This window comes from Micromonospora sp. DT53 (genome assembly GCF_049841535.1).
Taxonomy (GTDB): domain Bacteria; phylum Actinomycetota; class Actinomycetes; order Mycobacteriales; family Micromonosporaceae; genus Micromonospora.
In genome coordinates this window covers 411,970-426,117 of record NZ_JBNCKM010000001.1, presented here as the reverse complement: position 1 = coordinate 426,117, position 14,148 = coordinate 411,970, and the positions used below count along the sequence as shown (strand labels likewise).

Genomic DNA, 14,148 nt, shown 5'->3' with positions numbered 1-14,148 from the left:
CCCCCCTCTGTTGTGCTGTCCGACCAGGTCCGGCCCAGTGCCGGTCCGGGTCGGAATGTCCCGCGCTCAGGCGCCGTCGCCCGATGCTTCCGCGCCGGCGTCATCGGGCACCCGCGAGGCGGGCACCACGGGACGGGTGGTCGGTGCCGGTACGGTCGCCGCCCCGGCCTCGTCGACGGGTGGTACGGCGGCCGGGGCGAGTGGGTCCGCCGTCCGGGTGGCGACCGACCAGACATCCCGCTCCGGCGCCGGCTGAGAATCATGCCCGCTACGGGTGGCATCGCGCCACACGTGGTCGTCGCCGGTCGCGGTGGACGGGGTGCTCGGGGTTGGCTCCGGGGGTACGTCGTCGGTGCTCGCGGCGGGTGCCGGCGATGGCGAAGCGTTCGGCTCGGCGGCCGGATCGCCGGGGGTCGGCGTGGACGGTTCAGGCGGGGAGAGCGCGCGGAGCAGGCTGGCGACCCCCGCGGCGAGGTCACCGGCGCCGGTCGCCAGGCGTTCGGCGAATTCCGGACTCGGGTCCCGCAACGCGGCGATGCCCCGACAGACCGGGCAGACGCAGCATTCGGCCGAACCGGTGGCGAAAGCACCACTGGCGCCGGAGCGCCCGTCCGGGCCCGCGCTGTGACCGAGGACACCGGACAGCATCCCGCCCAACGAGCCGAAGGCGCCGCTTGCCGAGCCGGCGGAAGCCAGTCGCGCTCCCGCCAGCAGGGTGGCGACCAGCCGCTCCGCCTCTTCCCGGGCCGAACCCGGATCCGTTCCGCCCACCGTCGGCTCCTCTACCGTGCCACCGGACACGTCACTGCGCCGCACCGGTTGCTTCTACCCGGCGCTTGAGCTGCTTCAACGCGGTGTCCATGATCATTTTCTCGGCTTTGCGCCGAAACATGCCGAGCATGCCGACCGACAGGTCGACCTCCAGCGTGTAGGTCACCGTGGTGCTGCCGTCCGGGTTACCCACCAGGTCGTAGGAACCACGCTGAGCCTTCTGCATCTTCGAGGGGGCGACCAGGTGCCACTCGATCCGGGACAGGTCCTCGGCGTACTCGTAGGCGAGCACGTACTCGTCGGCCATCACCCCGGCGTCGATGGTGAAACGCACCTGACTGGCGTAGCCGTCCTCGTACTCCTCCACGACCTCGGCCCGACGCACCGCCTCGGTCCATTCCGGGTAGCGCGCGAAGTCGCAGATGACCGCCGTCACCCGATCCGGTGCGGCGCCGATGATGATCGACTGGGTGGAGGAGTCCGCCATGGGGGGAGGCTACCCGCCTCCTGGGTGTCTCACCCCGACCGCCCGCCGGGTAGGTTTCGACACATGCCGACGCCCACGGCGGCGGCCGCCCGGCCAGTGCGAGCACGAAGGAGTGCAGGTGCGCGAGTTTTCCGTCCCACCGATCGTCACCGTTGGCGACGCAGCCAACCTCACCGATCCGGTCTGGGACAACGCCGAAATCGCACCCGACTCCGTCCAGTTCGCCCGCCCCACCCCGGGCGCCGACGGCACCGTCACCGTCTGGGCCGAAGTGACCTGCCTCCAGTTCCGCGACGAGGTGGCCGCCGTGGCCCGCGGGCTGATCGCCGCCGGCATCGAGCCGGGTGTCCGGGTCGGGCTGATGAGCCGGACCCGCTACGAGTGGACGCTGCTGGACTACGCCATCTGGGCCGTCGGCGCGGTGACCGTGCCGATCTACGAGACGTCAAGCGCCGAGCAGGCCGCGTGGATCCTCGAGGACTCCAACGCGGTCGCCGTCGTGGTGGAGACCGAGGCGCACGCCGCCCTGATCGCCGGTGTCCGACACCGGTTGCCCGAGCTGGGCCAGGTCTGGCAGATCGACCTCGGCGGGGTCGACGAGCTGGTCACGACAGGCGCCACGGTCGAGCTGGACGAGGTCGAGCGGCGGCGTAAGGCCGTCCGCGCCGGCGACCTGGCCACCATCATCTACACCAGCGGCACCACCGGCCGACCCAAGGGCTGCGTGCTCACCCACCGCAACATGTACGCCGACATCGCCAACGCGGTGCCGGTGCTGCCGAACCTGTTCAACGCCGGCGCGAGCACCCTGCTCTTCCTCCCCCTGGCGCACGCCTTCGCCCGACTCATCCAGATCGGCGTCGTGCAGGCGCGGGCCACCATGGCGCACTGCGCCGACACCAAGAACCTGGTCGCCGAGCTACAGGCGTTCCGGCCGACCTTCGTACTCTCCGTACCCCGGGTGTTCGAGAAGGTCTACAACGCCGCCAAGCAGAAGGCCGAGGCGGACGGCAAGGGCGGCATCTTCGCCCGCGCCGAGCAGGTAGCCATCGCGTACAGCGAGGCTCTGGAGACCCCGGGCGGGCCGGGCCTGGCGCTACGCGCCCAGCACGTGGTCTTCGACCGGCTGGTCTACCGCAAGCTCCGCGCCGCGCTCGGCGGGCGGTGTCGGGACGCGATCTCCGGCGGCGCGCCGCTCGGCGCCCGGCTCGGCCACTTCTTCCGGGGCATCGGCGTGACGGTCCTGGAGGGCTACGGCCTCACCGAGACCTCGCCCGCCGCCGCGGCGAACCTGCCCACCGGCACCCGGATGGGCAGCGTCGGCCGTCCGCTGCCCGGTGTGACCGTGCGGATCGAGGACGACGGCGAGATCCTGATCTCCGGCGAGCTGGTCTTCCAGGGTTACTGGCGCAACGAGACGGCGACGGCCGAGACGATCAGCGCCGACGGCTGGTTCCGCACCGGCGACCTGGGCCAGCTCGACTCCGACGGCTACCTGAGCATCACCGGCCGCAAGAAGGAGCTGATCGTCACCGCCGGCGGCAAGAACGTCGCTCCGGCGGTCCTGGAGGACCTGGTCCGCGCCCATCCGCTGATCAGCCAGTGTGTCGTGGTCGGTGACCGGAAGCCGTTCATCGCGGCGCTGGTCACCGTCGACGAGGAGGCGCTGCCGACCTGGCTGGAGAACGTCGGGATGCCCCTCGACACCTCCATCGAGCAGCTGCGCGAGCACGAGGGTCTCCGCAAGGAGATCCAGGCCGCCATCGACACCGCGAACCAGGCCGTGTCGAAGGCCGAAGCGATCAAGGTGTTCCGGGTCCTGCCCCACGACTTCACCGAGGCGACAGGCGAGCTGACCCCGTCGCTCAAGGTCAAACGCCAGGTTGTCCACAAGACGTACGCGGCGGAGATCGCCGATATCTACCGAGGCTGACTACCATCCGTCACGTGCCCGCATCCACAGCCACCGCACCGCGCCCGCATCCCCTCGCCGCAGCCGCTCGCCTGGTGATGCTGGCGCTGGTCGCCGTCCTGACCCTGTTCGCCACCCGCGACGTCGCCCAGCTGTGGTGGATCGCGCTGCTGGCGGTGGCCGGGGTGCCGTCGCTGCTGGCACCGCAGCACCGGGTGGTCGGCCCGCTGAGCCGGGTGGCCGAGGTGGTGGTGCTGGGGCTGGCCGCGAGCCACGTCGCCGCGGTGGCGTCCATCGGCGGCACGGTCGACGGCCTGGGCGCGTCGGCGGTGCTGCCCTACCTGGCGGTCCCGGTGACCGTCACCGCGCTGCGCCGCCGCTTCCCCGAGGGCGCCGCGCTGCTCGTGGTCACCGCCGCCACCCTGTTGATCAGCGGCGCTCTGACCCAGGTCGACGGCGGGCCGCAGCTCGGCCAGCTCGGTTACCTCGCGGTCTGCGCGCAGTGGCTGATCCTCGCGGCGCTGGGGCTCTACGCCGCCGGCACGCTGCACCGGGTGATGGCGGTCCGCAGTGAGGGCAAACCCCAGCCGTACGCCGAGGCCACCCGGCTGCTGACCCAGCTGCGCACGGTGGCCCGGCAGCTGCCCGGGGCGACCCTGGACCCGGGCGGCATCTCCGAGCACCTGCTGGAGGAACTGCGCACGGTGGCCCGGGCCGACCGGGGCGCGGTGCTGTCGGCCAGCGGCGGCGGTCGGCTCGTGGTGCTCGCCCAGGCCGGCGTCGACCGGGTCGACTGGGAGACGACGCTGGACGCCGATTCGGCGATCGCCGACGCCTGGGCCACCCAACAGGCCACCACGGCCGCCCGGTCGCAGTCCCGCTCACACCGTGGCGGCGACGTGTCCGCGCTTATCGTTCCGCTGGCCGCCGGGGTGCGCACGGTGGGGCTGGTGGTGCTGGAGGCCGACGCCGCGCACGCGTACCCGCCGCCGGTGGTGTCCCGCGTGACCGCGCTGACCCGCCCGGCCGCGCTGCGGCTGGAGGCGGCGCTACTCTTCGACGAGGTGCGCTCGCTGGCCACCAACGAGGAGCGGCAGCGGCTGGCCCGGGAGATCCACGACGGGGTGGCACAGGAACTGGTGATGGTCGGCTACGGCATCGACAACGCCCTGGCCACCGTCTTCGACGACGCCGACGAGACCGCCGAGGCCCTGCGTACGCTGCGCGCCGAGGTGACCCGGGTGATCCAGGAACTGCGGCTGAGCCTCTTCGAGCTGCGCAGCGAGGTGGACCGGCAGGGTGGGCTGGCCGCAGCCATCGCGGAGTACGCGCGGACCGTCGGCGCGTCCGGCGGCTTGCGGGTGCACCTGTCGCTGGACGAGTCCACCGCCCGGCTGCCGGCCGCCACGGAGGCCGAGTTGCTGCGCATCGCGCAGGAGGCGGTGACAAACGCGCGCAAGCACGCCGGGGCGTCGAATTTGTGGGTCACGTGTGAGGTCGACCCCCCGTACGCGCAAATAGAAGTGTCGGATGACGGTCAGGGGATGGCTGACCAGCGCCCGGACGGGCGGTACGGTCTTGCGATCATGGCCGAGAGGGCGGAACGTATCCGGGGCCGGTTGGAGATCAGGCCGCGGCAACCCAGCGGCACAACCGTGGCGGTGGTTCTCGGCACCTCGGCCAGGCGCGATAACGTGCGCGGCAGCGCAGCACCAGAAGGGGAGTAACCCGAGGATGACCACAAGTCCGATACCGGCCACCCGTACCAAGGTCCTCCTTGTCGACGATCATGACCTGATTCGCAAGGGTTTGCGGCACGCCTTCGAGCGCGACCGCCAGTTCGAGGTCGTCGGTGAGGCGGCCACGGCGGCGGAAGGAGTACGCCAGGCGGGTGCCTTGCAGCCGGACGTGGTGATCATGGATCTGCGGCTGCCCGACGGCAGCGGCCTGGAGGCCACCCGCGCGCTGCGCAAGTCCAGCGCGTCGATGGGCATCGTGGTGCTGACCATGTACGCCGGCGACGACCAGCTCTTCGGCGCCCTGGAGGCCGGCGCGAGCGCCTTCGTGCCGAAGACCGCCCCGGCCGACGAGGTGGTGGCCGCCGCACGGCACGCCGCCTCCTCCCCCAGCGCGTTCACCGCGGCCGACCTGGCCGAGGCGATGAAGCGCCGGCTCGCCCCCTCCGGCCCGCAGTTGTCTCCTCGGGAGGGGCAGGTGCTGCGGCTGCTCGCCGACGGGATGAGCGTGGCGGGCATCGCGAAGCAGCTGTTCGTCAGCGAGTCGACGGCGAAGACGCACATCTCCAAGCTCTACGAGAAGCTCGGCGCGGCCAACCGTGCTCAGGCCCTGATGACCGCACTCCGGCTCGGCCTGCTCGAGGCACCGGACGCGCCGAAGTTCTGACAGGCCTTCCGCTCGTCGAGCGGGACGTCGCGACCGACGGTCCGCGCCAGCTTCCCGGCCGGCGCGGACCGTCGCGCATCGACCGACGTCGGCGGGCAACCTTCGGCGCGCTATGGTCTGGCGTGCGTGGCGGGTGCACAATACCCGCGCGGGCGGCGGTGCTCGCGTCGCGGACTCGAGGGGTGAAACGCATGCAGCGGCCGGACTGGGCACCCGACACCATCGACATCGAGCGCCCGAGCGTCGCGCGGATGTACGACTACTACCTCGGCGGCTCGCACAACTTCGCCGCCGACCGGGCCGCCGCGCAGGCGATGGTCGCCGCGGTGCCCGAGGCGCCGTTGATGGCCCAGGCCAACCGGGCGTTCCTGCGCCGGGCCGTGCACCACCTCGCCGAGGCCGGGATCCGGCAGTTCCTGGACATCGGCTCGGGCATCCCGACCGTCGGCAACGTGCACGAGATCGCCCAGCAGCTCGACCCGCAGTCACGGGTGGTCTATGTGGACGTCGACCCGGTGGCGGTGGCGCACAGCCGCGAGATCCTCGCCGGCAACGAGCAGGCCGCGGTGGTGCAGGAGGACCTGCGTCACCCGGAGGCGATCCTGGCCCATCCGGACGTCCGCAAGCTGCTCGATCTGAGCCAACCGGTGGCCGTGATGGTCGTGGCCGTCCTGCACTTCGTCTCCGACGACGACCGACCGGCGGAGTTGCTGCGGACGCTGCGGGACGCGTTGGCGCCCGGCAGCTACCTGGTGCTGTCCCAGGCCAGCGACGACGGGCGCAGCGAGGACGAACGCGCCGAGGCGGAGCGGGTCTACCAGCGCACCGACAGCCCGCTCTCGATACGCAGCCGGGCCGAACTGACCGCGCTCTTCGACGGGTTCGAGCTGCTCGACCCCGGAGTGGTCTGGGTGCCCGAGTGGCGACCGGACACTCCGGAGAGCGCGGAGGACGCCGAGCGCGCGGTCTTCATGGGCGGCGTCGGGCGTCTCGGTGACTGAGTCGCCGGGGGCGACGCCCTACCCGGGCACGTTCGCCCGGGCCTGGGCGAAGGCGGTCTCCGGCACCAGTTACCTACCGATGACCCAGGCCCAGTTGGAGTCCCTGCTGGACCGGCTCACCGGGCAACTGGCCGGCGCGTTGCTCACCGATCCGTTCGACCTGCGTGCCGGGCACCGGGTCGGTGCCGAGTTGGTCGCCGCGCACATCGCCTCCGCCGAGGGGCTGGGTCGTACCGTCGAGGTCATCCAGCTCCGCCTGGTGCGCGACCTGGGTTTGGTGGCCGAGGACGTCGAAGACCGGATGGCCCGGCTGCTGGCGGCCGTGGCGACCGGCTACGCCCGCGCGCTGCGCGACCGGACACTCGACGAGCAGGAGTCGATCCGCCGCGCCGCCATGCGGGCCCGCACACAGGCCGAGCGGGCGTTGCGGGCCAGCGAGTCCCGGTTCCGGCATCAGGCCACCCACGACCCGCTCACCGGCCTGCCCAACCGGACGCTGTTCACCGAGCGGCTCACCGCCGCGCTCAACGAACCGGGCCGGGGCGCGCAGCGGGTCGGGGTGTGCTTCCTCGACCTGGACCGCTTCAAGGTGGTCAACGACACCCTGGGGCACCAGATCGGCGACCTGCTGCTGGCCACGGTGGCGGAGCGGTTGCGCAAGGCCATGGGTGAGCACCTGGTGGCCCGGCTCGGCGGCGACGAGTTCGTCATCCTGGTGGAACGCACCGCCGGCACCGACGACATGGTCGCGGTGGCCGAGACCGCGCTCGCCGCGGTACGCACGCCGGCGCTTGTCGATGGGCACGATCTGCAGATCTCCGCGAGCATAGGCATCGTCGAGCGCCAGGTGGCCGGGGCCAACCCCACGGACCTGATGCGGGCCGCCGACAGCACCCTGCACTGGGCGAAGTCCGCTGGTGGGGCGCGCTGGGCGCTCTACGACGCCGAGCGCAACCAACGTGAACTGGCCCGCTACGCGCTCTCGGCGGCCATCCCGGCGGCCTTGGAGCGCGGCGAGTTCTACCTCGACTACCAGCCGCTGACCTCGCTGCACGACGGCAGCCTGGTCGGTGTGGAGGCGCTGGTCCGTTGGCGGCACCCCGAGTTGGGGGTGCTGCGCCCGGACAGCTTCATCGGGTTGGCCGAGGAGACCGGCCTGATCGTCCAGTTGGGCGGTTGGGTGCTGGCCGAGGCCTGCCGTGAGGCCGAGGCGTGGTCGGCCGGCGGTGCCGCCGCGCCGTTCGTCAGCGTCAACCTGGCGGTACGACAGGTCCACCGGCCCGGTTTGGTACAGGAGGTCCGTGCGCTTCTGCGGCAGACCGGCCTGCCACCGGAGCGGCTCCAACTGGAGATCACCGAGAGCACGATGATGAGCACCGCCGAGGAGCCGGTTCGCGCCCTGCGCGTCCTCGCCGACCTCGGCGTACGCATCGCCATCGACGACTTCGGCACCGGCTACAGCAACCTGGCGTACCTGCGGGACCTGCCGGTGACCGAACTGAAGGTGGCCGGCGAGTTCGTGGCCGGCCTGCGGTCGCCCTCCGTCGGCCGCACCGACGAGCGGATCCTCGCCTCCCTGGTCTCGCTGGCGCACGCGCTGGACCTGACCGTCACCGCCGAAGGGGTGGAGACCGCCGGGCAGGCCGAGCGGCTACGCGCGATCGGCTGCGACGCCGCCCAGGGTTGGCACTTCGGCCGCCCCGCCCCAGCCGACCGCATCCTGGCCCGCATCCGCTGACCCCTCGGGCCCGCCCACGCCCCAACCCGTTCCCGCCCACTCCCCCAAGCTGCGGCTCACCCATCACCCGCAGCTCGCCCGGCTCACCAGTTGGGCGCAGAGGAGCATGGTCGTCGAGCGGACGACGCGAGCGGACAGCGCGGGGCCGGATATTCCGTTGAGCGTGATGCCTGGGAGTCATCTTGATGACTCACAGTCATCACGCTGATCCCGGCAAGGCACGCCGGGCCGCCGAGACATGCCTGCTTGAGTCAACCCCACCGTCGAGGTAGACAGCGTCTACGGCGACTGGTAGACAGTGTCTATGGACCCGGACGAGACGGGGCTGCGGGCGCGGTTGGTGGCCACCGGGGTGGACCTGGTGCTGCGCGAGGGCCAGTCAGCGGTGTCACTGCGGGAGATCGCCCGCCGTGCCGGCGTCTCGCATGGCGCGCCGCGCCGCTACTTCCCCACCCACGTCGACCTGCTCTCCGCCATCGCCCGGGAGGGCTTCGCCGACCTCACCGCCCGGATCGAGCAGACGATGCGCGACGTCGGCGCCGACCCACGTACCCGACTGACCGCGCTGGCCCGGACGTACCTGGACTTCGCGGCGGCCCACCGCGGCATGTTCGAGCTGATGTTCCGTCACGACCTGCTGGACAGCGGCCGGCTGCGGCTACGCGAGACGAGCCTGCCGCTGTTCGCCATCCTGGCCGACCTGGTGGCGGGGGCGCGCCGGCCCACCGACGCGCCCGCGGCGGTGCTCGCCGGCGCGCTCTGGGCGAACCTGCACGGCATCGCCCAGCTCTGGGCCTGGGGCAGCCTGCCGCTCGCCACCGGCGCCACCGACGACGACGCCCTGCTGCGCGCCGCGTTGGAGGCCCACCTCGGCCCGCCGCCCGCCTGAAACTCGACCCCGGAGGACACGTGCCCCTGCTGTACGACGTCACCAAGCTGACCGTCGGCACCGCGCTGCGGGTCGGCTGGCGACCCCGCGTGGAGGGGCTGGAGCATCTGCCCCGACCCGGCGGCGGCGCGATCCTCGCCGGCAATCATCTCTCCGTGGCCGACGAGTTGTTTCTCGTCACCTCGACGCCCCGACACGTCACCTTCTGGGCGAAGGTCGAGTACTTCAACGGCCGAGGTCCGGGCGGCTGGCTCAACCGGCACATCGTCGCCGGCATGGGCGCCATCCCGGTCGATCGCGCCGACGGCCGGGCCGCCCTGCGCGCCCTCGACGCCGCCATCCCGGTGCTGCGGGCCGGCGGCCTGGTCGCCGTCTACCCGGAGGGCACCCGTTCCCCGGACGGGCGGCTCTACCGGGGCCGGGTCGGGATGACCCGACTGGCCCGCGACGCCGGAGTGCCGATCATCCCGGTCGGCGTGCTCGGCACCGCCGAAGTGCTGCCGGTCGACGCGCGGCTGCCCCGTCGACACCCCGTCACCCTGCGGTTCGGCCCGCCGATCCCGGTCGCCGACCGGATCAACGGGCCGCGCGACATCCGGACGGTCACCGACGAGGTGATGGCGGCGATCCAGAAGCTCACCGGCCAGGAGTACGTGCCGCGCTACGCGCCCGCCAGGGAGAGCTGAACGCGGGCGGCGATCAGCCGGCGAGCAGTGCCGCCATGCGTTCCGCCTGCGCCTCCCAGCGCCACTCCCGTTCCACCCACGCCCGGCCGGCCGCGCCCAGTTGGCGGGCCAGGTCCCGGTCGGCGAGCAGCCGGGCGACCCGGTCGGCGAGTTGGGCGACGTCCCGGCCGCGTACCACGTAGCCGGTCTCCCCCTCGCGGACCGCGTCCGGTGCGCCCCCGGAGTCACCGGCCACCACCGGCAGGCCGGTCGCGGACGCCTCCAGGTAGACGATGCCCAGCCCTTCGACGTCGAGGCCACGGTTGCGGGTGCGGCACGGCATCGCGTAGACGTCACCGGCCGCGTAGTGCGCCGGCAACTCGACCGACGGCACCGTGCCGGTGAACACCACGTCCCGTTCCACACCGGTCTGGCGGGCCAGCTTCTCCAGGGTCGCCCGGTACGGCCCGCCACCGACGATCAGCAGCGCCGCGTCGGGCACCCGGCGGCGAATCTCCGGTAGGGCCCGGATCAGCGTGTCCTGACCCTTGCGCGGCACCAACCGGGACACGCAGACGACCACCGGCCGGTCGGTCAACCCGAGCCGGGCCCGGACCTGTTCACCGTCCACGGTCGGGTGGTAGGTGTCCACGTCGACCCCGGGCGCGAGACGACGCAGCTCGGTCACCCCGTCCAGCACACGGGCCAACCGGCTACGGGTGTACTCGCCGAGGTAGGTGGTCACGTCCACACCCCGACCGATGCGCCGCAGCGCCGGCCGGGCGGCCGGCACCGCAGCCCAACCGACCTCGTGACCATGGGTCTGGGCCACCGCCCGGCGGATGCCGGCCCGTCGCCGCAGGCCGGCCGCGAGCAGCCCCAACGGGGCCGCCGCCCCGAACCACACGGTGTCGCAGTCGTACGTGCGAGCCAAGCGGGCCGCCCTACGGGCGATCAACGGGGTGGGCAGCAGCACCCGGGTGCGCTCCCGGATCACCTCGAACGGCTGGTCGGCGTCGAACTTCGCGGCCCCGCGCCAGCTCGACGCGTAGACGACCACCGAGCCGGCCGGTTGACGGACCGCGAGGTTGTGCACGAAGGACTGGATCCCACCCGGGCGGGGCGGGAAGTCGTTGGTGATCAGCAGGGTGCGGTTCATCGGCCGGCCTCCCGGGCGTACGCGCGGGCGGCGGCCATCCGCTCCACGGTGGACGGATGTGAGGCCGAATAGAGGTATTCCCAGCGGGGCGGGTCGGGATCGCCGAGGTTGACCGAGCCGAGCCGGCGCTGCATCGACTCGAAGGACCCCGGGTCGTTGGTGAGCGCGAGCGCGTGCGCGTCGGCCCGCGCCTCCACCCGTCGGGACATCAGCGCCTGGACCGGAGCGGCGACCAGCCCGGCCACCGTGACCAGGGCGACCAGCAGCGGAAACGCGCTCGGTTGGGCTACCGAGTCGACACCGGCCAGCCGCAGCAGCGGCCCCCACGAGCCGAGCAGGTAGAGCGCCACCACGGCCGCCGCGGCGCCCAGCGCCCCGGTCAGCGTGCCGGCCGCCACGTCGGAGTCCTTCGCGTGCCCCAACTCGTGCGCCACGACGGCGGTCACCTCGGCCGGGGTCGCCTCGTGCAGCAGCGTGTCGTAGACGACCACCCGTCGGGTCGGCCCGAGACCCGAGACATAGGCGTTGACGGCCCTGGTGCGCCGGGAGGCATCGGCGACCAGCACGTCACGCACCGGCACCCCGTCGCGGGCGGCCATGCTCATCAGCTCGGTGCGCAACGGGCCCTGCTCCATCGGGGTGAACCTGTTGAACACCGGCTCCACCAGCACCGGCAGCACGAACGACAGCAGCACCACCAGCACCGCGGCGCCGGCCGCGCCGAACGCCCACCACCAGCGCGGCGCGAGTCGGATGACCGCGTAGAAGCCGAACAGCGCCACCGCGCCGATCACCGCGCTGACCGCGTACGACTTGAGCAGGTCGACAGCCCAGCCGCTCCAGCCGTTGGTGCTCAACCCGTAGCGGGTGAGCACGCTCTGCCGCCAGGCGGCGAACGGGAGCGTCACCAGGTCTGCGACGAGCACCACCGCCAGCCCGCCGAGCACCGCCTGCGCGGCCCAGTGCCCGCCGAACGGCCGGCCCACCAGCTCGACCAGGCGGCTGCCCAGCGGGGTCAACCCGAGCGCGAGGGCGATCAGCAGCCCCACCGCGAGCGCGGCATAGCCGCCGGGGCGCAGCGCGGCCCGGAACTCCCGACCCTTGGCCACCTGCTCGGCCGGCAGGTCACCGAGCGCGGCGAGCTGGTCGGCCCGGGGTGCCGGTGGGCGGTGCCATGGGACGAGCAGCGCGGCCAGCACGACCAGGGCGATGGTCAGCCCGGCCAGGGCCACCAGCGCCCAGCCGCGCGGGGTCACCGCGTCACCGCCCGTTGTTGCCCGCTCATCGCGCCGCTCCTCCCGCTGTGACCGCTCATCCTATGGTCCGCGAAAAGCCCGCTTCCGGGCGCGGTGTCGCGCTCAGGCGACGCGGCGGGTGGCACGGCGGCGAGCCGCCTCCGGGCGCGCGGGCGCGGTCAGCACCTCCACGTCGAAGCCGGCCCGGGCGAACACCTCGATGGCCTCGACCTCGGCGGCGACCAACCCGGCCGCCGGTGACGTCTCGTCGAACAGGGCGGTCAGTGGACAGCCGGAACAACCGTCGGCCCGCTTCGCGCACCCGTCGCAGTCGATGAGCATCGTGCCTCCTGATCGGCTCTCGGTGCAGGGGCGACGCCCTCTCGTCGCCGACCGAGCACCGTCGGTCACATCGACACTAAGCACCGGGTACGACAGGAACCCCGTCCGACCGCCCGTTCCGGGCTAGATCCACTCCAGATCAGCGAAATCGGGGTATCCCACCCGGCCGGATCGTCCGACATCAGCGACCTCGTGTCGATCGAGCGAGCAGGGGCATCGTTTGGCCGACCGGCCGACCGGGCACTGGGCGACGGTGGCCGACCTCGATGCTTCGTCCGTCGTGGACTTCCAGCACTCCCCACGCCGACATCGCCTCGCCATGGCTCTTGCCGTGCTGGGCGCCGCAGCCCTTCTCGCCTACTACACGGTGGTGTTCGATGAGGTGTGGTGGCAGGTGCTGCTGCGGTTCGGAATGATCGGCGCGATCACCGCGCTGACCACCAACTGGCAGCTGCGCCGTCAGCCTCGGCTGCCGCTGCGCCTGACCGACGAGACGCTGCACCTGGCCGGACCGAACGGGACCAGGCTCAGCATCGACTGGGTCAACATGGCCAGCGCCCAGGTTCGAGGCCGGCTGGACCCACGGCTGGTGGTCAAGCCACTCGACCCGGAGCAGACCCGGCCCCCCATGCGGCCCGGCCAGTGGTCGACCCCCGGACGCGGCCCCTACGAGTTGGTCGTCCGGCTCGCCTCGATGACGCCGCGCCCCGACGCACTGCGTCGTGAGCTGGCCCGGCGACTACCGGCAGGCTGACCGGGCCCCTGGGTGCGGGCGAGGTCTCAGCCCTGGGCGTCGAGGTCACGCAGGGCGAAGCGCAGGTGCTGCCACTCCTCGTCGAAGATCACGTGAAGGCAGCGCAGGACGGACACCTGCTTCTCGGGCCACCACGCGGACGGCCTGGTCTCGGCGAGCAGCTCCGGCGTGACGGCCGCGAGGAAGTCGCGCACCATCGCCTGCCGCTCGGCCCGCAGCTGCACGGTCTCGGCGAACGTCGGCTGCTCGATGGCGAAGATCGACATGTCGAAGCCCTCGCTCTCGTACTCGGCATGAGGTTGCCCGAGCGGGTGGAAGGGCTGCGGCAGTCGCAGGATCGCCTTGCCCAGCCAGGTGTCGGCGGCGAACGCGAGATGGCGCAGCGTCTGCGCGAACGACCACTGCCCGTCGATCGAGACGTCGACCGCACCCTCGGGCATGGACACGGCCCGATCGACAGCCGCCGCCCAGGCCCGTTCCAGTGCCGCCCACGCCAGGCGAAGGTCGTCCGGATTCTTGGCCTGCCGGAGGTCGCGGCCGGGAAATCGTCGGTTGAGCTCGGCCTCGACCAACGGCACGACATCGACGCCGTTGACCAGCAACGTGCCCTCGGCCAGCCACGGCGCGTCGATGTCCAGAGCATCCACATCGACGCCGCGCATCACCGCACCGGCCAGCGTCGACCTGTTGAACCGGGCACCCCGCAGATCACGATCGACGAAGACCGTGACGTCGTCCTGGGTCATGGCGACTCCCCTCCCGTCGGCGACAGCGGCCACGCTAGCCCTCGGG

General features: G+C 72.4%; 14 protein-coding genes. 8 read left to right on the top strand and 6 right to left on the bottom strand.

Annotated elements, in window-relative coordinates:
• Positions 1 to 66: 66 nt before the first annotated feature.
• A complete protein-coding gene (locus ACLQ3B_RS02130) occupies positions 67 to 771 on the bottom strand; it encodes a hypothetical protein (RefSeq protein ID WP_425776839.1) in 705 nt (234 codons plus the stop codon).
• Positions 772 to 802: 31 nt separating this feature from the next.
• Entirely contained in the window at positions 803 to 1,258 is a 456-nt protein-coding gene (locus ACLQ3B_RS02125; protein WP_425776837.1) for an SRPBCC family protein, read from the bottom strand.
• A gap of 118 nt (positions 1,259 to 1,376) precedes the next feature.
• Between ACLQ3B_RS02125 and ACLQ3B_RS02120 the strand changes: the two genes are divergently transcribed.
• The 7 genes from ACLQ3B_RS02120 to ACLQ3B_RS02090 all read left to right on the top strand — a co-directional run bounded on the left by ACLQ3B_RS02120 (position 1,377) and on the right by ACLQ3B_RS02090 (position 9,887).
• Positions 1,377 to 3,191 (top strand): AMP-dependent synthetase/ligase, encoded by a 1,815-nt coding sequence (locus ACLQ3B_RS02120; protein ID WP_425776835.1) that lies wholly within the window; start codon positions 1,377 to 1,379, stop codon positions 3,189 to 3,191.
• A gap of 14 nt (positions 3,192 to 3,205) precedes the next feature.
• Positions 3,206 to 4,897, top strand: coding sequence for a GAF domain-containing sensor histidine kinase (locus tag ACLQ3B_RS02115; protein ID WP_425776833.1), 1,692 nt, complete (start codon positions 3,206 to 3,208; stop codon positions 4,895 to 4,897).
• A 7-nt stretch (positions 4,898 to 4,904) separates the two neighbouring features.
• Positions 4,905 to 5,573: a response regulator transcription factor gene (locus ACLQ3B_RS02110; RefSeq protein ID WP_030337723.1), complete on the top strand. Its 669-nt coding sequence runs from the start codon at positions 4,905 to 4,907 to the stop codon at positions 5,571 to 5,573.
• A gap of 191 nt (positions 5,574 to 5,764) precedes the next feature.
• Complete coding sequence (locus ACLQ3B_RS02105) at positions 5,765 to 6,574, top strand: SAM-dependent methyltransferase (protein WP_425776831.1); 810 nt, start codon at positions 5,765 to 5,767, stop codon at positions 6,572 to 6,574.
• 79 nt (positions 6,575 to 6,653) lie between these two features.
• Complete coding sequence (locus ACLQ3B_RS02100) at positions 6,654 to 8,312, top strand: putative bifunctional diguanylate cyclase/phosphodiesterase (protein ID WP_425778002.1); 1,659 nt, start codon at positions 6,654 to 6,656, stop codon at positions 8,310 to 8,312.
• A gap of 304 nt (positions 8,313 to 8,616) precedes the next feature.
• Positions 8,617 to 9,201 carry a TetR/AcrR family transcriptional regulator gene (locus ACLQ3B_RS02095; RefSeq protein ID WP_425776829.1) on the top strand — a complete coding sequence of 195 codons (585 nt, stop codon included), beginning with the start codon at positions 8,617 to 8,619 and terminating at the stop codon, positions 9,199 to 9,201.
• 20 nt (positions 9,202 to 9,221) lie between these two features.
• A complete protein-coding gene (locus ACLQ3B_RS02090) occupies positions 9,222 to 9,887 on the top strand; it encodes a lysophospholipid acyltransferase family protein (RefSeq protein WP_425776827.1) in 666 nt (221 codons plus the stop codon).
• 13 nt (positions 9,888 to 9,900) lie between these two features.
• On the opposite strand, the gene ACLQ3B_RS02085 is transcribed toward ACLQ3B_RS02090, so the two are convergent.
• The 3 genes from ACLQ3B_RS02085 to ACLQ3B_RS02075 form a co-directional block, all read right to left on the bottom strand.
• Positions 9,901 to 11,025, bottom strand: a complete 1,125-nt coding sequence (locus ACLQ3B_RS02085; RefSeq protein ID WP_425776825.1) for a glycosyltransferase family 4 protein — start codon at positions 11,023 to 11,025, stop codon at positions 9,901 to 9,903.
• Positions 11,022 to 12,281: a M48 family metalloprotease gene (locus tag ACLQ3B_RS02080; RefSeq protein ID WP_425776823.1), complete on the bottom strand. Its 1,260-nt coding sequence runs from the start codon at positions 12,279 to 12,281 to the stop codon at positions 11,022 to 11,024. Before ACLQ3B_RS02080 ends, ACLQ3B_RS02085 begins: the two co-directional genes overlap by 4 nt.
• A 102-nt stretch (positions 12,282 to 12,383) precedes the next feature.
• Positions 12,384 to 12,602: a hypothetical protein gene (locus ACLQ3B_RS02075; RefSeq protein ID WP_196925337.1), complete on the bottom strand. Its 219-nt coding sequence runs from the start codon at positions 12,600 to 12,602 to the stop codon at positions 12,384 to 12,386.
• Between the two features lie 220 nt (positions 12,603 to 12,822).
• Between ACLQ3B_RS02075 and ACLQ3B_RS02070 the strand changes: the two genes are divergently transcribed.
• A complete protein-coding gene (locus ACLQ3B_RS02070) occupies positions 12,823 to 13,356 on the top strand; it encodes a hypothetical protein (protein WP_425776822.1) in 534 nt (177 codons plus the stop codon).
• 26 nt (positions 13,357 to 13,382) lie between these two features.
• On the opposite strand, the gene ACLQ3B_RS02065 is transcribed toward ACLQ3B_RS02070, so the two are convergent.
• Positions 13,383 to 14,102, bottom strand: coding sequence for a DinB family protein (locus ACLQ3B_RS02065; protein ID WP_425776820.1), 720 nt, complete (start codon positions 14,100 to 14,102; stop codon positions 13,383 to 13,385).
• Positions 14,103 to 14,148 lie beyond the last annotated feature (46 nt).